Origin of the sequence: Aquimarina sp. RZ0 (assembly GCF_008370685.1) — a bacterium.
GTDB lineage: Bacteria > Bacteroidota > Bacteroidia > Flavobacteriales > Flavobacteriaceae > Aquimarina.
In genome coordinates this window covers 11,975-36,116 of the sequence record NZ_VTZU01000055.1, presented here as the reverse complement: position 1 = coordinate 36,116, position 24,142 = coordinate 11,975, and the positions used below count along the sequence as shown (strand labels likewise).

The window sequence follows — 24,142 nt, the reverse complement described above, 5'->3', positions numbered from 1 at the left end:
AAGATGAAGATATGGATTTTCTATTTGTATCTTTACGCCTTTCGGATAAACACTCGTAAAGAGATTATATTAAAAATAGAAGTCTGTGAACTACGCAAATAATATATTAGAAACTATAGGAAATACACCTATGGTCAAAATGAATACCCTGGTAAAAGAAGTGGATGCATTAGTGTTGGCAAAATACGAGACTTTTAACCCGGGAAATTCTGTAAAAGATCGTATGGCGTTAAAAATGATCGAAGATGCTGAGGCAGATGGCAGGTTAAAACCAGGCGGAACAATCATCGAAGGTACATCAGGTAATACGGGAATGGGGCTTGCTCTAGTTGCGATTGTAAAAGGGTATAAGTTGATTTGTGTAATGGCAGACAAGCAGTCTAAAGAAAAAATGGATATCCTTAGAGCTGTAGGTGCCAAAGTACTAGTTTGTCCTACTAATGTAGAGCCGGATGATCCCAGATCGTACTATTCGGTTTCTAAAAGACTATCAGAAGAGACTCCAAATTCATGGTATGTAAATCAGTATGATAACCCTTCAAATGCGAAAGCACATTATGAAAGTACTGGACCAGAAATATGGGAACAGACGCAAGGAAAAGTTACTCATTTTATAGTAGGTGTAGGAACCGGAGGGACTATTTCTGGAGTAGGGAAATATTTGAAAGAAAAAAATCCTGAAATCAAAATATGGGGAATTGATACCTATGGATCGGTTTTTAAAAAATATCACGAGACAGGAGTTTTTGACGAAAATGAAGTGTACTCATACATTACAGAAGGTATTGGAGAGGATATTCTGCCAGCTAATGTAGATTTTTCTATTATAGATGGATTTACAAAGGTAACGGATAAAGATGCTGCTATCTATACTCAGAAACTGGCAAAGGAAGAAGGAATGTTTCTGGGTAACAGTGCGGGAGCAGCTATTAAGGGATTGCTGCAGTTAAAAGAGCACTTTTCTAAAGATGATGTAGTGGTGGTGCTGTTTCATGATCACGGGAGTAGATATGTAGGTAAAATGTTTAATGATGATTGGATGAGAGAAAGAGGCTTTCTGGAAGAAGAAGTATCTACCGCAGTCGACTTGATAAAAGATCATATCGAAAAACCTTTAATTACTGTAAAAACAGAAGAATTGGTTTCTCATGCAATTGAGCGGATGCGAAAGTTTCAGATTTCACAAATACCTGTTGTGGATAGTGAAGGTTTTGTAGGGTCAATTGATGAAAGTGCCTTATTTACAGCTTTTCTTGATGATAAGAATATGGATAATACACCAATTCGCGAGATTATGAATGCTGCTTTTCCTGTTGTAAAGGCAAATACATCATTAGATGAAATCTCAAAACTAATAAAAAAAGGAAATTCTGCTGTACTCGTTGCTTTGGACAATGAGCAATATCATATTATCACTAAATATGACGTTATTAGCCATATAAAATAAATTATTTATATTTATAACAGATATATATTCCCCCTCTATTGGTTTTTGATACTAATAAAGGGGTTCTTTTTATATTTATATCTTGATTATTGATGTTTTTACACAACCTTTGTGTGGAAAAACAATCTGTAAAGGGATAGGTCTAATAAAACCTAATGCGTATGAAAAAATATTCTTTTGACTTTTCTGATATAGATGTACTAAGAAGTTATTTTAAATTTCAATTAGATCCTAATGGTACTTCAGACCGTATTTATTTTCCTCCCGAAATAGGAGAGGGGTTTCTTTGCTATTACAAAATATCTCCAGAGGTTTTTCTTTTTATTAATAACTATAGAGCTCACGTGGATATAGAGTATATAAGAAAACCTATTGCTGAAAAAGACATTATTTTACATTTTAGAAAATATGCCCTGGATCATCAGATTAAAGAAAACGAAATTGTAAGTTCATATTCTGAGAATTATACACCAGGAAATATGAGATGTATGGATGCTCAACAAGGAGAAAGGGTATATATTACAAAAGGGGCAGATGTAAAATCAATTATGATTGTGCTAAAAAGTGAATATACAAAACCTTATTTTATAAAGAGTAGTGATATGGCCGAGAAAGTAGATAGCTATATCCGGTATTCTCATCAGGATATAAATAAATTTTATTTATCCTACAAACAATCGATTCTTTTTGACCAGATTGTGAATCCGAATTTTAATAAAGTAGAGAATTATTTATTTTTTATTGCCAGAGGTATCCGACTGTTAGAGACATTTTGGAAAGACGTTTTAATGTGGGATACGGCAAGTAATCCATTTAATATTAATAGTGCTCAAGTTGGCAATATATATAAAGTAAGCAGTTATCTGGAAAGTAATCTTCACGAACCATTTGTCGGGGTGGATAGATTAGCCTCTATGGCGCATATGAGTCGTACTAATTTCTTCAATATGTTTAAAGAAATTCATAATAAGACTCCATTAGAATTTTTTAATAATAAAAAGCTGGAGAGCTCTTATAACATGATTTTTACCGAAGGATTGTCTGTAAAAGAAGTAATGGATAATCTTAATTATTCTAATTCATCAAAATTTAGAAAAGCATTTTTTAATAGATTTGACTTATATCCGGATATCAATATCTAGTTTTTGATTAGGAAACACTATAAAATATAAATGGTTATCAATATGATAACCATTTATAACCTAACACAAACTCAACTAAGCATAGGGTTTTGTAATCTTTATATCTTTAGAGTATTATTTCCCTTTTGTTGATACAAAGAAAAGAAATGATCGCAGAGTAAATATTTCCATTAATACATAAAATATTACCAATAGTACATTTTTGTTATTTTTTGAACTTTTTTTTAGAATTTGTACGTAAAACTGCATTTTTGGTGTGTTTTTGGTTTTAGATCTCTACTCATACCAATACTGAGTTGCGTTTGTTTATAAGAAACAGTTTTTTCTTAGTCTAAAAATAACAGTTCAGCACAGTTTATGGTTGGCGTTATCCTCAAGGGTCAAGTGAAAGATGCAGTTTTATTTAATGAATTAAGATTAGAAAGTGTAAAAAAATCACTGTCATAGTTCGATATTTTTTTAGTAATAGATCTTGTAAACGATAAAACATAGCTTGTTTACTAAAGAAAGAGTTAATTAAAAGAGATCCAACTTATTGAGATTACAATATTTTTATTACTTTACTTCATTAAATCAAAAAGCAACTTTTATTTCTCAAGTTCAGAATAGTTGCTACTATTATATTAATTATACTGTATCGGTTATGAATGAAGATTTTCTCCATTATTTATGGAAATATAAAAAGTTTAATTTTTCAGATCTGAAAACTACAAATGAAGAAGAAATAGTGCTGAAAAAAATTGGCAACCATAATCAGTCCAATGCTGGCCCCGATTTTTTTAATGCTCAGTTAATGATAAATGATCAGAAATGGGCAGGAAATGTAGAAATCCATATTAAATCAAGTGATTGGTATGCGCATCATCATGAAACTGATCCATTATATGATAACGTGATATTGCATGTTGTGTGGGATGATGATATAGAAATATTTAGAAAAGATAATACAGCAATACCTGCATTACAGCTCAAAGAATATGTGGATAACACAATTATAACTCAATATAAAGAGCTAGTTCAATCAAATACTAAGAATTGGATTCAATGTAAAAATCAATTGCCACAAGTATCAGGTTTTGTAATTGCCAATTGGCAAGAAAGATTATATTTAGAACGTTTAGAAGAAAAGTCTATCATTATAAAAGAAATGTTGGTAGATTCTTCTAATGATTGGGAAGCAGTGCTTTTTAAATTATTGGCAAAAAACTTTGGATTAAATGTGAACAAAGGAGCTTTTCTCAGTCTGGTAAATTCTTTTGATTTTTCAATTGTCAGAAAATGTAGTAATAACCTGGGTCAGCTGGAGTCTTTATTTTTTGGACAAGCGGGTTTGCTAAAAGAAGAAACGATTGACCACCCTTATAGTTTGCAGCTTAAAAATGAATTTGATTTCCTGAAGAATAAATACAAATTCGATAATCAGGGCGTTATCCCTTTTCAGTTTTTTAGACTTCGCCCACCTAATTTTCCAACAATTAGGTTGTCTCAATTGGCAAACCTTTATTTTAAAAGGAAACAACTATTCAATGAGATCATTAATAGAAGCGAATTAGATGATTTTTATGATTTGTTTGCTATTGAAACGAGTGATTTTTGGAAAAATCATTATACCTTTGAGAAAGAATCGCCATATAAACGCAAGAGTTTAACAAAGTCATTTATTCATTTATTGCTAATAAATACAGTGATCCCAATAAAATTTTTGTACACAAAAAACCTAGGTAAAAATCCTGAAAATGAAGTTTTGACATTAATGTCACAGTTACCACCAGAAAAAAATACTATTATTAAACGTTTTTCTGACTTGGGTGTTGCCATTGAAGATTCAGTGCATTCACAAGCTATGATACAATTAAAAAATAAATATTGTGATAAAAAAGCTTGTTTGAAATGTGCTATAGGGAATTATTTATTGGATAGATAGTATAGTCTGGAATAATATATTTATTTTGCATTATGCTTTACAATCTAAGACATTTTTTAGAACGAAATGGATTTTATGTATCCAGTAGATTATCAGATAGATTGGGTATGCGGGCAAAAAATGTGCGCCTGTTTTTTATATATATCACCTTTGCTACTGCAGGTTTAGGCTTTGTTATGTATCTCACCTTTGCTTTTTGGCTAAAATTAAAAGATTTAGTGTATACCAAAAGAACCTCAGTATTCGATTTGTAAGTATGTTAAAATGGTTTAGTTCTAAGATATATCTGGCTTTGGTACTACTAATAGGTGTTATTACTGTAGGCGTATTTGGCTTTCGTTTTTTTTCCGATTATTCCTGGATTGATGCATTGTATATGACTGTTATTACCATGTCTACCGTAGGTTTTGGCGAAGTAGAACCTCTCGATGATTCTGCAAAATTATTTACCGTATTTTTAATAGCCGCAAACGTGGTTATCTTTGCGTATTCGATATCAATCATCACAGAATATATTGTAAATAAAAGTGATCCTCAGAAAGTACAATACAGAAAAATACAAAAGATGATATTTAAATTGGAAAATCATATTATAATCGTTGGATATGGGCGTAACGGAAAGCAAGCTGCTGATAAACTATTGGCATATGATAAGTCCTTTATAATTGTTGAAAAAGACAAAAGTGTTATAGAGCGATATCAAAGTGAAAAACTATTGTTTCAGGAAGGAAATGCTACCGAAGACGATGTGCTGATAGGAGCAGGTATCAAGAAAGCCTCTTGTTTAATTTGCACACTCCCAGAAGATGCTGATAATTTGTTTATAGTATTGTCATCGAGACAAATTAATAATGATCTGAAAATAATAAGTAGAGCTTCTCAGGATGCTTCTTATAAAAAAATACGATTAGCAGGAGCAGATAATGTTATTATGCCGGATCGAATTGGTGGAGATCATATGGCATCATTAGTAGTCGTTCCTGATTTGATCGAATTTTTAGATAATCTCTCTATTGTAGGAAAAAAATCAATCAATATTGAAGAAATATCATTTGAAGATTTGTTTGATGATCAGAAGGAAAGAACAATTCTTACTATAGATATGAGATCGAGAACGGGCTGTACTATAATTGGGTATAAATCTCCTGATGGAGAGTATATTGTGAATCCCGAAGCTGATACGGTTTTAATGCCAGGTTCTAAGATCGTAGTTTTAGGAAGACCAGAGCAAGTAAATCTATTAAATAAAGAATTTGATATTTAGCAATTATCAAACATTTAACCATTAAAAAATTGTAAACAATGGTTTTTTTTAGGATCTTGCCCGAATCTTAAACAACTAAATTTTAATTAACTCACATATCATGAAGAGAATTCTTCTTTCGCTTTTAGTACTGATAACTCCGCTTGTAACATTTGCTCAAGAGACTATAGAAAAAGGTCTGGATCAAAAAATTGATGAAGCTTTTAAACCGGTTTCAGATTTTTTTTCCAAAGTGATTTTCTTTGAGGTATATAAAGGAGCACCATTCGTTATTATATTGTTAGTATTGAGCGCTTTGTTTTTTACATTATATTTTGGTTTTCCTAATATTAGATATTTTGGAAAAGCCATTAATGTAGTGAGAGGTAAGTATGATGATGTAGAGGATCATAGTTTGGGAGATCCTGCTGCTGCTGTAGACGGAGATATTCCAGATACCATACGAGATGAAAGTAAAGATGGAGAAGTTTCTCATTTCCAGGCACTGGCAACGGCAGTTTCCGGAACTGTAGGAAATGGTAATATAGCAGGAGTAGCGCTTGCAATTGCACTGGGAGGACCAGGTGCAACCTTCTGGATGATTATTTGTGGGTTGCTGGGAATGTCTACCAAGTTTGTAGAATGTACATTAGGAGTGCAATATAGAGATGTGGGAGAAGATGGAACTGTGTATGGAGGTCCCATGTACTATTTGAGCAAAGGTCTCAAGGAGAAAGGTTTCACAGTTCTTGGAAAAGTAGCTGCGGTTTTATTTGCAATTTTTTGTATTGGAGGGTCTTTTGGAGGAGGAAATGCAGCTCAATCTAATCAGGCTACCATTGTACTAAAAGAAATGTTCGGATTAGAAAGTGCCGGAGCAGGAACGATTATAGGTATTGTACTTGCAGTTCTTGTTGGGATTATTATTATTGGTGGTATTAAGCGTATTGCTTCTGTAACAGAAAAAGTAGTTCCTTTGATGGCTGTTATGTATATTTTAGCCTGTCTTTATATTATTTTTAGTAATTTTTCCTTGATAGATGATGCAATTGGTCTTATTTTTAAAGAAGCTTTTAATCCTACAGCTTTTGGAGTAGGGAGTGTTATTGGAGTATTATTAATAGGATTTAAGAGAGCAGCATTCTCTAATGAAGCAGGAGCGGGTTCTGCATCTATTGCGCATGCTGCCGTAAAAACTAAATATTCTGCAAGTGAGGGGTTAGTAGCCTTATTAGAACCATTTATTGATACTGTTGTGATTTGTACAATGACTGCTCTGGTGATTATTATTTTTAATTCGGGAGGTGCTTTTACGTATGGAGGAGACGGAAGCGGAGCTGTATTAATAGACGGAGTGTCGTATGAAGGTGCTGGTATAACTGCTCAGGCTTTTGGTAAGTTTATTCCATATTCTAATGTTTTCTTAACGATTGCTGTGGTGTTATTTGCAGTGTCCACCATGATCTCCTGGTCTTATTACGGTCTGCAATCCTGGAAATATCTGTTTGGGAGAGGTAAAACCGCTGATTTGGTTTATAAACTACTGTTTTTAACCTTTATTGTTATTGGTGCTGCTGCAAGTATGGGGTCTATATGGGCATTTTCTGATGCAATGATTTTTGCGATGGTATTTCCTAATATGGTTGGTTTGTTTTTCTTGTTTCCAGTAGTTAAGAAACAATTGATACGATATTTTGATGCCATAAAAACAGCTAAGAATTAGATTATACTGTCAGCTATGAATACTATAAAATCCCATTTCGAGATGCACACACGTTTCAGGAATGGGATTCTTATTTTAGCAATACTAATTTTTATAGTGATGATATCGTTTTATATCTATCTGGTAACAGGAAAAGATCCTGATAATTTTAACGAGCTGTCAGAATTTCAAATTCAGGTAGATTCTTTAAAAAATGTATCCTTATTAACCAAAGAGAAAGCATATAAACTTAGACCGTTTAACCCAAATTTTATAAGTGATTATAAAGGGTATCTTTTAGGTATGTCTGCGAACGAACTGGATAAATTACATCAATATAGAGAACAAAATAAATGGATAAATTCTGTTTCAGACTTTAAAAAAGTAACCGGAGTTTCGGATTCTTTGTTAGTAGTAATCTCTCCTTTGTTTACATTTCCTGATTGGATACAGCACTCTAAAACAAAAAAAACGTATCAAAAAAATAAAATTACAATAAAGTCGTATGCTGAGAAAGAAGATCTTAACACCATCAGCACAGAAACATTACAGGAAAAGATAGGAGTGCCAGATTTTATTGCCGATAGGATCGTAAGATATAAAGAAAGTCTGGGAGGCTTTGTTAGTGATCTTCAGCTCAAAGATGTTTTGGGGCTTTATGAAAGTCAGCGAAATAAAATTTTATCACTTTACACGGTTAAAACCAATAAAAATGTTCAGAAAATTAATATCAATACCGCCACCGTAAAAGAATTGATGGAGGTTCCTTATTTTGATTTTGAAACTGCCTTAGAAATTCGAGATTTTATTAAAGAAAATGGAAGTATTTCTGATTTTGAAGAATTAGGAGAAATAGAAGGTTTTTATTTAGAAAAAATAGATAGAATAGCATTATATTTGGGATTAGAATAAAAAATTAAAAAAATCACTATAAATTTTAATAATATTGAAATCTGAAAAGAAGTAGATTTTAATGTGTTTTTTCTCATAGTGATATGTTAGCTATAAAAACTTAAAGTTATCATTAAGAACAGTATGTATTTTACAGAAGAACACGAATTGTTTAGGGAAAGCCTTAAATATTTTTTACAAAAAGAAGTGGTTCCACATATAGAAAAGTGGGAAAAAACAGGAACTATTGATCGTTTTATCTGGAAAAAGTTCGGAGAAATGGGCTATTTTGGGATTGCATATCCAGAAGAATATGGAGGTATGGATCTGGATCTTTTTTATACAATTATTTTTCTGGAAGAATTACAAAAAATTAATTCTGGAGGTTTTGCTGCGGCAATGTGGGCACATGTCTACCTTGCGATGACTCATGTAAATAAAGAAGGAGATCACGCTATAAAAGATAAGTATCTGAGAGCAAGTATTTCTGGAGAAATGATAGGATGTCTATGTATCTCAGAGCCGTTTGGAGGTTCTGATGTAGCTGGTATGAGAACGACAGCCATCAAGGATGGAGATTTCTATGTTTTGAATGGTTCCAAAACGTTTATTACTAATGGTGTATACAGTGATTATCTGATTGTTGCCGCAAAAACAGCTCCCGAATTAGGAAATAAAGGGATCAGTATTTTTATGGTAGATAGAGAAATGCCAGGTGTTTCTGCAACCAAGCTCGATAAGTTAGGCTGGAAAGCTTCTGATACCGGCGAGATAGCTTTTGACAATGTTAGAATTTCATCAGAGAATTTAATGGGTGAAGAAAACAAAGGATTTTCATATATCATGCAGCATTTTGCATTAGAAAGATTAATTATGGGTGTGAATGCACATGCAAGAACGGAGTATGCAATTGACTACGTTATCAAATATATGGGTGAAAGAGAAGCTTTTGGCAGGACGATAGATAAGTTTCAGGCATTAAGACATACGGTAGCAGATATGGTAAGTGAATTAGAGATGTGTAAAGAATTCAATTATTCTGTTGCAAAAAAGCTAAATGATGGTCAATATGTAGTAAAAGAAGCTAGTATGTCTAAGCTATTATCTACAAAGATTGCAGATGAAGCTATCTATAAATGCCTTCAGCTTTTAGGAGGATATGGGTATATGGAAGAATATCCGTTGGCCAGACTTTTTAGAGATAGCAGACTTGGTCCAATTGGAGGGGGTACTTCTGAAATCCTTAGAGAAGTAATCGCTAAAATGGTAATCGATAAAAAAGAATATAAGGCAGCTACTTAAAAAATTTCTAATCGAAATTTTAGAGCTTCTAACTGAATCAATAGTGCAGAATTACCCATAAAACTAAGTGATTAATAAGTAATTAGTTATCCCCCGTTTTTTTTCAAAACCTATCAATTTTAAGGAGAAGAATGAGTTTTATTACGCTGATTACAGGTGCTTTAGTGTTTGTCTCCTTTTCACGAGACTAAAAAGGTTTTCCAGACTTTAAATATTCGAAAACATTGATAAGATCAAAGAATGGCGAATTTTATTATTAAATTGTCGGGGATGATTAATTAAGTAACCCACCTTAGGCAATTGGATAAGTTTTTTCCTCGTTTTAACAAAAAAACCTGTTGATACGCCTTTTTTTTCTTGAAAAATTAACAATTATCGTGGTTTCAAGTATCAAATTGGGTTTAGATAATATCAAACAGATCTCAATTAGGTTTGATGTTAATGTATTTCTAATCGTCTAAATAGAATCTTATCAACAATGATATTTAATCTCTTAGGGTCTAATTCCCGGCTTGCCTCGTACGAAGAGGAAAGTTTGAAAACTTTAGGTTTTCATCGAAAGGGGTTAGAATTCAGATCAATACCTCGTTTGCTTTTATCGAGGAAGTTTGTTTTTAAAAATATTTGTGCGTAAGGTGAGTAAGTAATAATACGATTTATAACTAAAAATTTCGCATATTCATCGTTTCTTTTTCCTTTCTACTTCGTTTAAAAAATAAACCGTAGCTATAGCTATGCTTGATTTTTTTGCCTTGCATAAAGAAAAAATAATTCAATGAATTTATACGAATTTTTTAATCACAAATCGTATAAGTAAAACTATGCGTAAACAAAGTATCACTTTATGACATGAGTAACAGGACAATTAGGCAATGATCCTAAAAAATGTAAATTGATTATTGATTAATTAGCTATCTCCTAACAACAAGTTTGTACTGATCACCATTTTGATTCCTAAGCTTACCCAGAGACTGTGTTGAATTGAGTATTCTACAGCAAGTAGAACTGTCCCAATGTCTATTACCTTTTATAGCAAGTCTCAGAAGGGTTGTTGCTCCCCCTGAGCGAAAGGCTACAGATTCTATTCTGTATCTTAAACGTTTACCATAATATCTCTGGTATGTTCCTCGACCTAAGGTTTCAACTCTTCTGTATATTCTATTACGTAATCTTACACGGTCATAGAATTCAATTGCTATCCTGCTGCCTCTACCTCTTTTTGTGTCATTAGCTATTTTTTCTTCATACGCTTTGTCTTCGGCCTTAAATTTTTTCTCCAATATTTTCTGGTGTTCAATATACTCATTGTGAGTGTCATAAATATAAAGATCTGACTGTGATAGACTTTTGCTTTCATCTGCGGTTTCATTAATAAAAAAGAATTCAGATTTTTCGGCTAAATCTTGCAGTTTTTTACTATTTTCAACCTCATTTTTAGTATATTTCTCTCCTTTGTAAATAAGGCTTGTGTGTTCAAATTCTATACTTGAAATAATTTGATTATCATTTTTTAGTGCCTCTTCTTTCTCACAAGAAGTTAAGACCATTGCAAAAAGCAGTAAAGCGGAGAAAGAATTTTTAAAAAGATTTTTCATTTTAATATTGGTTTTAAGAATTAAAATTTGTTTTAATTGTAATGTAGCTACATAAATAATAAACAGTTAACTTTTAGAATACCCTATATGAAAAGGGGGGGGAATGTTAATCTTATTTGATAGATTGTAAGTACCTGATCAATATTTGTATTAGGAATATTTCATTTTTTTTACAAATTATTTGTGGAAAACGTACTATTTAATTCCTTTAAATTAACTTAAACACTGTTTTTGTTGAGTTTTCAGGAAATTTTGATACTAAACAATTAATAGTAGCTTACTTGAAAGTATTGACAACTGGAGGGTTTGAATAAAATAAGTTAGATAGCGTAAAAAAATAGTTAATTTTTTTTGACAGAATACAAATGTTTTAAAAGAAAGTTATCGTACATTTTTAAAAATCTAAAATAATAAAAGTCATTAATTTAACTGTAGATGCGGTAAATGCGGTTGTCGATCTACAGTTTAAAACAAGAGTGCGGATATCTTAGTTTTTATCAATAGAAAGGTGTTTTAGTTATTCTTAGATCATTTGTATGATGATTAAATTGTTATCTTGTTTGGGCTTTGATAAAGCTGATATTATGAAATGTACTAAATATCTATATTTTTTATTTATACTGTTTTGGGTTGTACTATCCTGTAGTAAAGATGATACTTCAAATGAAATTGAGTCAGGGTTTTCAAAGATTAAGCAAAACGTTGTCGTTAAAACGAACCGTAAACCTATGGGCTCTGGAGTGCTAATGCAAGCGTTTTATTGGGATGTTCCCGCAGGAGGGACTTGGTGGGATGTAGTTAGTAGTAAGATTGATTCCTGGAATAAAGCGGGTGTAGATGCTATATGGCTACCACCAGTCAGTAAAGCTCAGAATGGTAGGTATTCTATGGGATATGATCTGTATGATTATTATGATTTTGGAGAGTATGATCAAAAAGGAAGTGTAGAAACCAGGTTTGGATCTAGAACAGAATTAGAATCTTTGATAAGTACTGCTCATGAGAACGGGATAAATGTTATTGCAGATATTGTGATTAATCATAATAGTGGTGGAGATCTTGAGCCTAATGAGTTTGCTGGAAAAGAGACCTACACAAAATTTGATCCTTTGTCTAATATGTTTGCCAGGACTAAATATGATTTCCACCCTAATGACCGTTATAATGCTGATATAGGTGTTTTTGGGGGTTTTCCTGATCTGAGTCATAAAAAAACGTATGTACAGGATTGGTTATGGAAACGAAATAACTCTGTAGCTAAGTATTATATCGATACAATGAAATTTGATGGGTATAGATTTGATTATGTAAAAGGTTTTGAGCCATGGGTGGCAAGAGAATTTCGGGAATCTACTGGTGTCTTTGGCGTAGGTGAGTATTGGGATAGGAATGTAGATGCTTTAAAAGTCTGGACTGATAGAGCGCAAATGTCAGCATTTGATTTTGCTTGCTACTATAGTATGAGAGATGCTTTTATGGGTGATGATCTCAATGCTCTTAGCGGAGATATGCTATGGAAAAGAAATGCATTAAGAGCAGTCACTTTTGTAACAAATCATGATACAAACGAGATTTATACGAATAAACTCTTGGCATACGCATATATCCTTACCCATGAAGGGTATCCTGCTATATTTTATAGGGACTATGAAGATTGGTTGAATAAAAGTAAAATGAACAATCTTATCTGGATTCATAATAATCTGGCAAGTGGCAATACAAGTATGTTGTGGGCAGATAACGATGAATATGTGGCAAGGAGAAACGGAGTAGAAGGGAGGCCAGGTCTTATTGTGTATATAAATATTTCTAATTTCTGGAAAGAAAGATGGGTTTACACAAATTGGTCTGCCAGAAAAATAAAGGATTATACGGGTAATTCGGGCTGGGAACCTAGTACACAAGAAGGTAAGTGGGTAAAGATTGAAGCGCCTCCAAAGGGGTATACGGTTTGGTCTCTAAAATAAAATTAAATATTATTGAAGAAAGCTTTGCAAGTAATAGTTTTGTCTTATATTTGCATTCTAATTTTTAAAGAAAGGAGGTACAGCTATGTTAATTATACCAGTTAAAGACGGAGAAAATATAGATAGAGCGTTAAAGCGTTTCAAGCGTAAATTCGACAGAACAGGAACAATGCGTCAGTTGCGTAAGCGTCAGGCGTTTCTAAAGCCTTCTGTGGAGCGTAGAGCTCAGATTCAAAAAGCGCAATATATTCAGCACTTAAGAGATCAGGAAGAAATTTAGAAAATGTTGAAACGTTGCTTTTGATGATTTCATACTTTTGAAATTACACTTCGTTTTTCAGTATATATAAATTAAAACCATTAGCTGTTAAAAGTTTTATACTTTTACAGTCTAATGGTTTTTTTATGTTTTTTAAAGAGTTTATAGCGTATTTGCTTTTAGAAAAGAAATATTCTGCACATACGATTACTGCATATGAAAAAGATGTGTTGTCTTTCTCTGAGTTTTATGAAATTGAGTATGGGGAAGGGGATATTTCAATGTCAAATTATGCTCAAATTCGATCCTGGATTGTGTGTTTGGTAGATTCAGGTGTTTCTAATGCTACTATTAATAGGAAAATATCTTCTCTTAAAACATATTATAAATTTCTTTTAAAGACAGAAGAGATAGATAAAAATCCATTAGCGAAGCATAAAGCGCTTAAAGTTTCTAAGAAGTTACAGATTCCTTTTTCTGCTAATGAAGTAGAAGATGTGCTGCGATTTTTGCATGGAGATTCAGATTTTAAAAGTGTAAGAGATAGATTGATTGTTGAGCTTTTTTATGCTACTGGTATGAGAAGAATAGAGTTAGTTAATCTTACATTAAGTGATGTGGATATTTCTAACGCTCAAATTAAGGTGCTGGGAAAGCGAAATAAAGAGAGGTACATACCTTTAATTTCCTCTGTAGTAGAAACTTTGGGTCAGTATATTGAACTAAGGGCGGTAGTTGTTGGTGTGACCGAAATTCCGTTTTTGTTATTAACAGAAAAAGGAGTTAAAATATATGAAACACTTGTGTATCGAATCATAAATGGTTATTTTAGTAGAGCATCTTCTAAAGTAAAAAAGAGTCCGCATATATTAAGGCATTCTTTTGCAACACATTTGCTTAATGAAGGAGCTGATTTAAATGCTGTAAAAGAATTACTAGGTCATTCTAGTCTAGCTGCTACTCAGGTATATACACATCAGAGTATGGCGCAATTGGCTAAGGTTTATAAGCAATCTCACCCGAGGAACAAAGGAAAATAATGTTTTGTTCATTCTTGCATCTTTTAAGCATTTTTTTTGTTTAACCATAAAACTAAACACCTATGAAAGTGAACTTGCAATCCGTAAATTTTAATGTAGATCAGTCGTTGATAGATTTTACTCAGGCTAAATTGGATAAGCTAGAAAATCATTTTAGCAGGATAATTCATGCTGATGTTTTTTTGAAAGTTATGAATACAAGTGGTAAGGAGAATAAAATTACAGAAATTTTATTGAGTGTGCCAGGAGATGAATTTATTATAAAGAAGATTAATAAAAGCTTTGAGGGAGGTGTGGATGAGTGTGTTAGTTCGCTGGAAAGGCAGTTGCGAAAACGTAAGGAAAAATTAAATACACATGTTTGACTATTTTTTTTAGAAAAAAAGTTTTGTGTAATGAATAAATTCTATACATTTGCAGTCCGTTAGAAATAACGGACTTTTTTATGACTAAAAAAGTGGTAAAGGCCGATGTAGCTCAGCTGGCTAGAGCAGCTGATTTGTAATCAGCAGGTCGTGGGTTCGAGTCCCTCCATCGGCTCTGAAATTTTGAAAATGAATCAGGAAGTAGAAATAATTTTTATTTTAATTCGAATTGTATTTACTAAGGCAAAAGTGTATCCTGAGATTAGTCGAAAAAAGACCTTATATCGACTTTAAAAAAGAAAGTGATTTAAATTAAATTACAAGCTTTTTTAATTAAGTTTTGAAATGTGAAATATTTGTTTAATTTTGCGCTTTCAAAATTTAGAAGTTCATTCTAAAATAGTGATTTTTTTTAATTGGGGAGATACTCAAGCGGCCAACGAGGGCAGACTGTAAATCTGCTGTTTTTAACTTCGCAGGTTCGAATCCTGCTCTCCCCACTTATCTTCAATTAAAAGTTGAAATTTTCAACTTTTAATTGTGAAATGCGGGAGTAGCTCAGTTGGTAGAGCGTCAGCCTTCCAAGCTGAATGTCGCCGGTTCGAACCCGGTCTCCCGCTCTAAATATAAAAGAGCTAATCTTGATGCATTTTTAGGCATTGGATTTTTTTAGAATTTAATAATGATGGATCGGTTTTCTTTCTACTTTTAATGAAGAACTCTGGTTTATCATTCTGTACTTTAAAAAGCCGGTGTAGCTCAGGGGTAGAGCGTTTCCTTGGTAAGGAAGAGGTCACGAGTTCAAATCTCGTCATTGGCTCTAAGTTCAGAAGCATAAAATGAACACTAATATATAACTAAGATTAAATAAATTAATTATGGCAAAGGAAACTTTTGATCGTTCCAAACCGCACTTAAATATTGGTACTATTGGACACGTTGATCACGGTAAAACAACTTTAACGGCTGCTATTACTAAGGTATTGGCAGATGCTGGTCTTTCTGAGGCTAGAGATTTCGATACTATTGATAATGCTCCAGAAGAAAAAGAAAGAGGTATTACAATTAATACATCTCATGTAGAGTATCAAACAGCTAACCGTCACTATGCACACGTTGATTGTCCAGGTCACGCCGATTATGTAAAGAACATGGTTACTGGTGCAGCGCAGATGGATGGTGCGATCTTAGTAGTTGCTGCTACTGATGGACCTATGCCACAAACTCGTGAACACATTCTTTTAGGACGCCAGGTTGGTATTCCAAGAATCGTTGTATTCCTTAATAAAGTGGATATGGTTGACGATGAAGAGTTATTAGAATTAGTAGAAATGGAAGTGAGAGATTTACTTTCTTTTTATGAATATGATGGTGATAACGGGCCTGTTGTTTCTGGATCTGCATTAGGAGCACTTAATGGAGAACAAAAATGGGTAGATACCGTATTAGAATTAATGAAAGAGGTAGATGCTTGGATCGAAGAGCCATTGCGTGAAATTGACAAAGATTTCTTAATGCCAATAGAAGATGTATTCTCTATTACTGGACGTGGTACTGTGGCAACTGGTCGTATTGAAACTGGTATAGCTAACACTGGAGATCCTGTAGAGATTATTGGTATGGGAGCAGAAAAATTAACTTCTACTATCACAGGTATCGAAATGTTTCGTCAGATATTAGATAGAGGAGAAGCAGGAGATAATGCAGGTATTCTATTAAGAGGTATTGAGAAAACTCAAATATCCAGAGGTATGGTGATTACCAAGCCAGGATCTGTAACTCCACACTCTAAATTTAAAGCTGAGGTTTATATCCTTAAAAAAGAAGAAGGTGGACGTCATACTCCATTCCATAATAACTACCGTCCTCAGTTCTACGTTCGTACAACTGACGTAACAGGTAATATTGCACTTCCTGATGGAGTAGAGATGGTAATGCCAGGAGATAACTTGACAATTACCGTAGATCTTATCCAACCAATCGCAATGAATGTTGGACTTCGTTTTGCTATCCGTGAAGGTGGTAGAACAGTAGGAGCAGGTCAGGTAACTGAAATTCTTGACTAATAAATATTAATATATAAGATAAGGTATTCGTATATCGAATACCTTGACTTATGTATACGGGTTTAGCTCAGTTGGTAGAGCACTGGTCTCCAAAACCAGGTGTCGGGAGTTCGAGTCTCTCAACCCGTGCTTCAAAAAGTAATATCTTTGTTAAGATTAATAAGGATTATAAAATAAAATGTATAACAATAAGAAATTATTCTTATTGTTAAAAGAATAATGTTAAGATGGCTGGATTAATAGATTACATTACAGAATCATATGGAGAGTTAAAAAATCATGTAACCTGGACTCCTTGGTCAGAAGCACAGAGACTTACATTGGTTACAATTGTGTTTTCTGTTATTTTCTCTTTAGCTATTTGGGGAGTAGATACTGTATTTAGTAATTTAATAGAGTATTATTTCACTTTAGTTAAATCGTAGATATATGGCTGAAGTAAGTAATACAAAAAAATGGTATGTAGTACGTGCTGTTAGTGGTCAGGAAAATAAGGTGAAAGACTATATAGAGAGAGAAATTGCTCATATGGGTATGGAGGACTATGTGTCACAAATCTTGGTTCCAACCGAGAAAGTGGTTCAAATCAGAAATGGAAAAAAAATAAATAAAGAAAGAGTATATTTTCCAGGCTATGTGATGATAGAAGCTAATCTATCTGGTGAAATCCCGCATATTATTAAATCAATTAATGGAGTTATCGGTTTTCTGGGAGAAGTAAAAGGAGGAGATCCTGTTCCTTTAAGGAAATCTGAAATCAATAGAATGTTAGGTAAGGTTGATGAATTAGCAGTAAAAACTGATAATATAGCGATCCCTTACTCAGTAGGAGAAACCGTAAAAGTGATTGACGGACCTTTTAATGGCTTTAATGGTACTGTAGAAAAAGTGAATGAAGAAAAACGTAAGCTTGAAGTAATGGTTAAGATTTTCGGAAGAAAAACACCATTAGAATTAAGTTATATGCAAGTAGAAAAAGTATAATAATTGTTACATTATATATCCTGAATTGTTCTTATTGCTTCCACTTTGTAGAACAATTCTAATTTAAAATTAGAAAAATGGCTAAAGAAATAAGTAAGGTTGTAAAACTGCAAGTACGTGGAGGAGCGGCAAATCCATCCCCACCTGTTGGACCTGCTTTAGGTGCTGCCGGAGTAAATATCATGGAATTCTGTAAGCAATTCAATGGTAGAACACAAGATAAAGCTGGAAAAGTATTACCAGTAGTTATTAGTGTGTACAAGGATAAGTCTTTTGACTTTGTAATTAAGACTCCACCCGCAGCTGTTCAGATACTGGAAGCAGCAAAAACGAAAAAAGGTTCAGGTGAGCCTAACCGTAAGAAAGTAGCTAGTGTTACTTGGGATCAAGTTCGTGCAATCGCAGAAGATAAAATGCAAGATTTAAATGCTTTTACTATTGAATCTTCTATGAAAATGATTGCTGGTACTGCTCGTTCAATGGGTATAACTGTAAAAGGACAAGCTCCTTTTTAATCCAAAAACGTTTACAAAATGGCAAAAGTAACAAAAAAGCAAAAAGAAGTTCGTGCAAAAGTTGATAAGAATAAAGCTTATACTTTGGACGAAGCTTCTGCGCTCGTAAAAGAAATAACAAATGTAAATTTTGATGCTTCTGTGGATCTTGCAGTTCGATTGAATGTAGATCCTCGTAAAGCGAATCAAATGGTACGTGGTGTGGTAACCTTACCGCATGGGACAGGAAAAGATGTTAAAGTTTTAGCATTAGTAACACCGGATAAAGAAGCTGAAGCCAAAGAGGCAGGTGCTGATTTTGTAGGATTGGACGAATATCTCGATAAAATCAAAGGAGGATGGACTGATGTAGATGTGATTATCACTATGCCAAGTGTTATGGGTAAATTAGGACCTTTGGGTAGGATATTAGGACCTCGTGGTCTAATGCCTAACCCTAAGACTGGTACTGTAACAATGGATGTGTCTAAAGCAGTTTCAGATGTGAAGTCTGGTAAAATCGACTTTAAAGTTGATAAAACTGGTATTGTTCACGCGGCAATAGGAAAATCATCTTTTGATGCTGAAAAATTGGCAGGAAATGCTAAAGAATTATTAACAACATTAGTGAAGTTGAAACCACAGGGAGCAAAAGGAATATATATCAAGTCTATCTTTATATCTTCTACAATGAGTCCAGGTGTTCTAATTGACTCTAAGAACTTTGCTGGGTAATTAAGATAAACGATTATGACAAGAGAAGAAAAATCACAAGTAATTGAAGACTTAACTGCTCAGTTAGCTGAAAATGCTAATATTTATTTAGCTGATATTTCAGGCTTAGATGCAGGAGCGACTTCTAATTTACGTAGAGCTTGTTTTAAAGCTAACGTATCACTAAAAGTAATTAAGAATACACTCCTTGCCAAGGCAATGGAGAATTCAGACAAAGATTTTGGAGAATTGCCAAGTACGTTAAAAGGTAATACCTCTATAATGTTTGCTGAAACTGGTAATGCACCGGCAAAGGTTATTAAAGAATTTCGTAAGAAATCAGAAAAACCTTTATTAAAAGGAGCATTTATTGCTGAAGCAGTTTATCTAGGTGACGAGAATCTTGATGCACTTGTAAATATCAAGTCTAAAGAAGAAGTTATCGGCGATATTATTGGCTTATTACAGTCACCTGCTAAGAATGTTATTTCTGCATTAAAATCTGGAGGAGGAACAATAGCTGGTATTCTTAAAACATTATCCGAGAAAGAAGGGTAATCAAAGCGTGTACGCACTTATTAATAAATTATATTTCAATTAAAAAATTATTTAAAACGATAGAAAATGGCAGATTTAAAAGATTTCGCAGAACAATTAGTTAACTTAACGGTAAAAGAAGTTAACGAATTAGCTGATATATTAAAAGAGGAGTATGGTATCGAGCCTGCTGCTGCTGCTGTAGCTGTAGCTGCTGGTGGAGGTGCTGCTGGTGGAGAGGCTGCTGAAGAAAAAACAGAATTTGATGTAATTCTTAAAGCTCCGGGAGGTGCTAAATTAGCAGTTGTAAAACTTGTTAAAGAATTAACTGGTCTAGGTCTTAAAGATGCTAAAGGATTAGTTGATGGTGCTCCAAGTGCTATAAAAGAAGGTGTAGCAAAAGACGAAGCAGAAGCTCTTAAAGCACAATTAGAAGAGGCTGGAGCTGAGGTTGAGCTTAAGTAGGCTTACCATAGATTGATATATAGGTTTAGACCTGGAGAATTTTCTCTAAGGTCTAAACCATTTTGCGTATATAAATATTAAGTATTAAAATACGCTGATTGTTAAACTTTAATTTAATTCCGTCCATTGATGTTAGCAACGCAAACTGAAAGATTGAATTTCTCTTCTGTAAAGAATAGACCTGATTACCCAGACTTTTTGGATATCCAGATCAAATCCTTTCAGGACTTCTTTCAATTAGAAACAAAGTCTGAAGAAAGAGGAAACGAAGGTCTTTACAATACCTTCATGGAAAATTTCCCGATTACGGATACTCGTAATCAATTTGTACTAGAATTTATAGATTACTTCGTAGATCCCCCTAGATATGATTTGCAGGAGTGTATAGAAAGAGGTCTTACCTACAGTGTACCTCTAAAAGCACGTTTAAAACTATTCTGTACCGATCCTGAACACGAAGATTTCGAAACCATAGTACAGGATGTATATTTAGGTACCATTCCTTATATGACTCCAAGTGGTACATTTTGTATCAATGGAGCAGAGCGTGTTGTTGTATCACAGTTACACCGTTCGCCTGGTGTGTTCTTTGGACAATCATTCCATGCAAATGGAACAAAGTTGTATTCTGCCAGAGTAATTCCTTTTAAAGGTTCTTGGATAGAATTTGCAACCGATATCAATAGCGTTATGTACGCATACATTGATAGAAAGAAGAAATTACCAGTTACTACACTTTTCCGTGCGATTGGTTTTGAAAGAGATAAAGATATTTTAGAAATTTTTGATCTTGCAGAAGAGGTTAAAGTGTCTAAGTCCGGATTAAAGAAAGTTCTTGGAAGAAAGTTAGCAGCCCGTGTTTTAAATACCTGGCATGAGGATTTTGTAGATGAAGATACTGGAGAAGTTGTATCTATTGAGCGTAACGAAATAGTTTTAGATCGTGATACGATTCTGGATAAAGATCATCTGGATGAAATTGTAGATTCTGGAGCTAAAACAATTTTACTTCATAAAGAAGATAATGATAAAGGTGATTATGCAATCATACATAATACACTACAAAAAGATCCTACCAATTCAGAAAAAGAAGCGGTAGAACACATATATCGTCAATTACGTAATGCAGAACCGCCTGATGAAGAAACTGCAAGAGGTATTATTGATAAATTATTTTTCTCTGATCAGCGTTATAATTTGGGTGAAGTTGGTCGTTATAGAATGAATAAAAAACTAGGTCTTAATATAGAAATGGATAAGCAGGTGCTTACCAAAGATGATATTATTACCATTATAAAATATTTAATTGAATTAATTAATTCAAAGGCTGAAATTGATGATATCGATCACCTTTCTAACCGTCGTGTAAGAACAGTAGGAGAGCAGTTATCACAACAATTTGGTGTTGGTTTAGCACGTATGGCTCGTACCATTCGTGAGCGTATGAATGTTAGAGATAATGAGGTGTTTACACCTATAGATTTGATCAATGCCAAGACATTATCTTCTGTAATTAACTCATTTTTTGGAACCAATCAGTTATCTCAGTTTATGGATCAAACCAATCCGTTAGCAGAGATTACCCACAAAAGAAGACTGTCGGCTTTAGGACCTGGTGGATTATCCAGAGAACGTGCAGGTTTCGAGGTTCGAGATGTACACTATACGCATTACGGTCGTTTGTGTCCTATTGAGACACCAGAAGGACCTAATATCGGATTGATTTCTTCACTTGCGGTTTTTGCAAAAGTGAATTCAATGGGGTTTCTGGAAACACCATATCGTAAGGTAGAAGATGGGAAGGTCGATTTGGCAGAGTTTAGGTACTTAAGTGCAGAAGAAGAAGAAGAGAAGTTAATAATGCAAGCCAACCTGCCATTACAAGATGATGGAACAATAGAGAGTGAAAAGGTAATTGCACGTATGGAGGGTGACTTCCCGGTCATCGAACCTGCTCAGGTGAATTATGCGGATGTTGCACCTAATCAGATAGCTTCCATATCAGCTTCTTTAATTCCGTTCTTAGAGCATGATGATGCAAACCGTGCATTGATGGGATCAAATATGATGCGTCAGGCAGTACCATTATTAAGAGTTGATGCTCCTATTGTAGGAACAGGATTGGAACGTCAGGTAGCTTCGGATTCTCGAGTTTTGATTAATGCAGAAGGTGATGGAACAGTTGAATATGTAGATGCTCAAAAGATTAGTATCAAATATGACAGAACCGAGGAGCAGAGAATGGTAAGTTTTGAGAGTGATTCTAAAACGTATAACTTAATTAAATTCCGTAAAACTAATCAAGGTACTTCTATAAACCTTAAACCAATTGTTAGAGTTGGAGATAGAGTTTCTAAAGGTCAGGTCTTATGTCAGGGATATGCTACAGAAAATGGCGAACTGGCCTTAGGTAGAAATATGAAAGTAGCTTTCATGCCCTGGAAAGGATATAATTTTGAGGATGCGATTGTAATTTCTGAAAAAGTAGTTCGTGAAGATATCTTTACATCCATCCATATTGATGAATATTCTTTAGAAGTAAGAGATACCAAACTAGGGAATGAAGAATTAACAAATGATATTCCTAATGTTTCTGAAGAAGCAACCAAAGATCTTGATGAAAATGGAATGATCCGAGTTGGTGCAGAAATTAAGCCAGGAGATATTCTTATTGGTAAGATTACACCAAAAGGAGAAAGTGATCCAACACCAGAAGAAAAATTATTAAGAGCAATTTTTGGAGATAAGGCTGGAGATGTAAAAGATGCTTCTTTAAAAGCTTCGCCATCATTGCATGGAGTTGTTATTGATAAGAAATTATTTGAACGTGCTATTAAGGATAAGCGTAAGCGTTCGCAGGATAAGGAAGATATATCTATCTTAGAAAGATCTTACGACGCCAAATTTGCGTTGTTAAAATCAGAATTAATAGATAAATTATTTTTGATTGTTGGGGGAAAAACTTCTCAGGGTGTTGTTAATGATCTTGGAGAAGAAGTATTACCAAAAGGGAAGAAGTATACCCAGAAAATGCTGAATAGTGTTGATGATTATGCACATCTTACCAAAGGTACCTGGACAACAGATGATCAACTTAATAAAATGGTTGCAGATCTTATCCATAATTTTAAGATTAAAGAAAATGATTTACAAGGGAATCTGCGTAGAGAGAAATTTACAATTTCTGTAGGAGATGAGTTACCTTCTGGAATTATAAAACTTGCTAAAGTTTATATTGCTAAAAAACGTAAGCTTAAAGTAGGTGATAAAATGGCAGGGCGTCACGGTAACAAGGGTATAGTTGCCCGTATTGTTAGAGAAGAAGACATGCCGTTTTTAGAAGATGGAACACCAGTGGATATTGTATTGAATCCGCTAGGAGTACCTTCTCGTATGAATATTGGTCAGATTTATGAAACTGTTTTAGGCTGGGCAGGTCAGAAACTGGGGAGAAAATATGCTACTCCAATTTTTGATGGAGCCTCACTTGATCAGATTAACGAATTTACAGACGAAGCTGGGATTCCAAGATTTGGACATACTTATTTGTATGATGGAGGAACAGGAGATCGTTTTGATCAACCAGCAACTGTGGGTGTGATCTATATGCTTAAATTAGGGCATATGGTAGATGATAAAATGCACGCACGTTCTATAGGTCCATATTCATTAATTACGCAGCAACCTCTTGGAGGTAAAGCACAATTTGGTGGTCAGCGTTTTGGAGAAATGGAAGTATGGGCACTAGAAGCATATGGTGCTTCAGCGACATTACGTGAAATATTGACAGTTAAATCTGATGATGTAATAGGAAGAGCCAAAACATACGAGAGTATTGTAAAAGGAGAGCCTATGCCAGAACCAGGATTGCCAGAATCATTCAATGTATTAATGCATGAATTAAAAGGTCTGGGTCTGGATATCAGATTAGAAGAATAATAAAGAATAGTTAAGCTGTCCTCCTGAGCTTGTCAAAGGAGGCAGTTTATTACTCAGTATTACTCA

The 24,142-nt window shown here is 33.8% G+C and carries 21 protein-coding genes and 5 tRNA genes; 25 read left to right on the top strand and 1 reads right to left on the bottom strand.

Annotated features, from left to right (window positions below; all coding sequences use genetic code 11):
• The first annotated feature begins 85 nt into the window (after nucleotides 1–85).
• The 8 genes from F0000_RS19300 to F0000_RS19265 all read left to right on the top strand — a co-directional run bounded on the left by F0000_RS19300 (nucleotide 86) and on the right by F0000_RS19265 (nucleotide 9,651).
• Nucleotides 86–1,447 (top strand): pyridoxal-phosphate dependent enzyme, encoded by a 1,362-nt coding sequence (locus tag F0000_RS19300; protein WP_149626364.1) that lies wholly within the window; start codon nucleotides 86–88, stop codon nucleotides 1,445–1,447.
• Nucleotides 1,448–1,608: 161 nt separating this feature from the next.
• A complete protein-coding gene (locus F0000_RS19295) occupies nucleotides 1,609–2,589 on the top strand; it encodes an AraC family transcriptional regulator (protein WP_188112188.1) in 981 nt (326 codons plus the stop codon).
• A 643-nt stretch (nucleotides 2,590–3,232) separates the two neighbouring features.
• Entirely contained in the window at nucleotides 3,233–4,513 is a 1,281-nt protein-coding gene (locus F0000_RS19290; protein ID WP_149626362.1) for a DUF2851 family protein, read from the top strand.
• A 32-nt stretch (nucleotides 4,514–4,545) separates the two neighbouring features.
• Nucleotides 4,546–4,767, top strand: a complete 222-nt coding sequence (locus tag F0000_RS28345; protein ID WP_149626361.1) for a PspC domain-containing protein — start codon at nucleotides 4,546–4,548, stop codon at nucleotides 4,765–4,767.
• Complete coding sequence (locus F0000_RS19280; protein WP_368668119.1) at nucleotides 4,710–5,777, top strand: TrkA family potassium uptake protein; 1,068 nt, start codon at nucleotides 4,710–4,712, stop codon at nucleotides 5,775–5,777. The genes F0000_RS28345 and F0000_RS19280 overlap by 58 nt, the downstream gene beginning before the upstream one ends.
• Nucleotides 5,778–5,877: 100 nt before the next feature.
• On the top strand, nucleotides 5,878–7,479 hold the full coding sequence (locus F0000_RS19275) for a sodium:alanine symporter family protein (protein WP_149626359.1): 1,602 nt from the start codon (nucleotides 5,878–5,880) through the stop codon (nucleotides 7,477–7,479).
• Nucleotides 7,480–7,494: 15 nt separating this feature from the next.
• On the top strand, nucleotides 7,495–8,370 hold the full coding sequence (locus F0000_RS19270) for a helix-hairpin-helix domain-containing protein (RefSeq protein WP_149626358.1): 876 nt from the start codon (nucleotides 7,495–7,497) through the stop codon (nucleotides 8,368–8,370).
• Between the two features lie 123 nt (nucleotides 8,371–8,493).
• On the top strand, nucleotides 8,494–9,651 hold the full coding sequence (locus F0000_RS19265; protein WP_149626357.1) for an acyl-CoA dehydrogenase family protein: 1,158 nt from the start codon (nucleotides 8,494–8,496) through the stop codon (nucleotides 9,649–9,651).
• A gap of 911 nt (nucleotides 9,652–10,562) precedes the next feature.
• On the opposite strand, the gene F0000_RS19260 is transcribed toward F0000_RS19265, so the two are convergent.
• A complete protein-coding gene (locus tag F0000_RS19260) occupies nucleotides 10,563–11,246 on the bottom strand; it encodes a hypothetical protein (RefSeq protein WP_149626356.1) in 684 nt (227 codons plus the stop codon).
• Nucleotides 11,247–11,830: 584 nt separating this feature from the next.
• Between F0000_RS19260 and F0000_RS19255 the strand changes: the two genes are divergently transcribed.
• The 17 genes from F0000_RS19255 (at nucleotide 11,831) to rpoB (ending at nucleotide 24,076) form a co-directional block, all read left to right on the top strand.
• Complete coding sequence (locus F0000_RS19255) at nucleotides 11,831–13,213, top strand: alpha-amylase (RefSeq protein ID WP_149626355.1); 1,383 nt, start codon at nucleotides 11,831–11,833, stop codon at nucleotides 13,211–13,213.
• An 85-nt stretch (nucleotides 13,214–13,298) separates the two neighbouring features.
• Nucleotides 13,299–13,493 carry a 30S ribosomal protein S21 gene (rpsU, locus tag F0000_RS19250; protein WP_149626354.1) on the top strand — a complete coding sequence of 65 codons (195 nt, stop codon included), beginning with the start codon at nucleotides 13,299–13,301 and terminating at the stop codon, nucleotides 13,491–13,493.
• A 125-nt stretch (nucleotides 13,494–13,618) separates the two neighbouring features.
• Entirely contained in the window at nucleotides 13,619–14,512 is an 894-nt protein-coding gene (locus F0000_RS19245) for a tyrosine-type recombinase/integrase (RefSeq protein WP_149626353.1), read from the top strand.
• A 62-nt stretch (nucleotides 14,513–14,574) separates the two neighbouring features.
• Nucleotides 14,575–14,877, top strand: coding sequence for a ribosome-associated translation inhibitor RaiA (gene raiA, locus F0000_RS19240; RefSeq protein ID WP_149626352.1), 303 nt, complete (start codon nucleotides 14,575–14,577; stop codon nucleotides 14,875–14,877).
• Nucleotides 14,878–14,978: 101 nt separating this feature from the next.
• A tRNA-Thr gene (locus F0000_RS19235) sits at nucleotides 14,979–15,052 on the top strand.
• A gap of 243 nt (nucleotides 15,053–15,295) precedes the next feature.
• Nucleotides 15,296–15,377 (top strand) — tRNA-Tyr (locus F0000_RS19230).
• A gap of 47 nt (nucleotides 15,378–15,424) precedes the next feature.
• Nucleotides 15,425–15,497, top strand: a tRNA-Gly gene (locus tag F0000_RS19225).
• Nucleotides 15,498–15,625: 128 nt separating this feature from the next.
• Nucleotides 15,626–15,697: transfer RNA gene (locus F0000_RS19220), tRNA-Thr, on the top strand.
• Nucleotides 15,698–15,755: 58 nt separating this feature from the next.
• Nucleotides 15,756–16,943 (top strand): elongation factor Tu, encoded by a 1,188-nt coding sequence (gene tuf / locus F0000_RS19215; protein ID WP_149626351.1) that lies wholly within the window; start codon nucleotides 15,756–15,758, stop codon nucleotides 16,941–16,943.
• Between the two features lie 56 nt (nucleotides 16,944–16,999).
• Nucleotides 17,000–17,072 (top strand) — tRNA-Trp (locus F0000_RS19210).
• A gap of 98 nt (nucleotides 17,073–17,170) precedes the next feature.
• Complete coding sequence (gene secE / locus F0000_RS19205; RefSeq protein ID WP_149626350.1) at nucleotides 17,171–17,368, top strand: preprotein translocase subunit SecE; 198 nt, start codon at nucleotides 17,171–17,173, stop codon at nucleotides 17,366–17,368.
• A 4-nt stretch (nucleotides 17,369–17,372) separates the two neighbouring features.
• Nucleotides 17,373–17,927, top strand: a complete 555-nt coding sequence (gene nusG / locus F0000_RS19200; RefSeq protein WP_149626349.1) for a transcription termination/antitermination protein NusG — start codon at nucleotides 17,373–17,375, stop codon at nucleotides 17,925–17,927.
• A 77-nt stretch (nucleotides 17,928–18,004) separates the two neighbouring features.
• Complete coding sequence (gene rplK, locus F0000_RS19195) at nucleotides 18,005–18,442, top strand: 50S ribosomal protein L11 (RefSeq protein WP_149626348.1); 438 nt, start codon at nucleotides 18,005–18,007, stop codon at nucleotides 18,440–18,442.
• Between the two features lie 18 nt (nucleotides 18,443–18,460).
• Nucleotides 18,461–19,156, top strand: a complete 696-nt coding sequence (gene rplA / locus F0000_RS19190; RefSeq protein WP_149626347.1) for a 50S ribosomal protein L1 — start codon at nucleotides 18,461–18,463, stop codon at nucleotides 19,154–19,156.
• A gap of 15 nt (nucleotides 19,157–19,171) precedes the next feature.
• Nucleotides 19,172–19,693 carry a 50S ribosomal protein L10 gene (gene rplJ / locus F0000_RS19185; RefSeq protein ID WP_149626346.1) on the top strand — a complete coding sequence of 174 codons (522 nt, stop codon included), beginning with the start codon at nucleotides 19,172–19,174 and terminating at the stop codon, nucleotides 19,691–19,693.
• Between the two features lie 66 nt (nucleotides 19,694–19,759).
• Nucleotides 19,760–20,137 (top strand): 50S ribosomal protein L7/L12, encoded by a 378-nt coding sequence (rplL, locus tag F0000_RS19180; protein WP_149626345.1) that lies wholly within the window; start codon nucleotides 19,760–19,762, stop codon nucleotides 20,135–20,137.
• 129 nt (nucleotides 20,138–20,266) lie between these two features.
• On the top strand, nucleotides 20,267–24,076 hold the full coding sequence (rpoB, locus tag F0000_RS19175; RefSeq protein ID WP_149626344.1) for a DNA-directed RNA polymerase subunit beta: 3,810 nt from the start codon (nucleotides 20,267–20,269) through the stop codon (nucleotides 24,074–24,076).
• Nucleotides 24,077–24,142 lie beyond the last annotated feature (66 nt).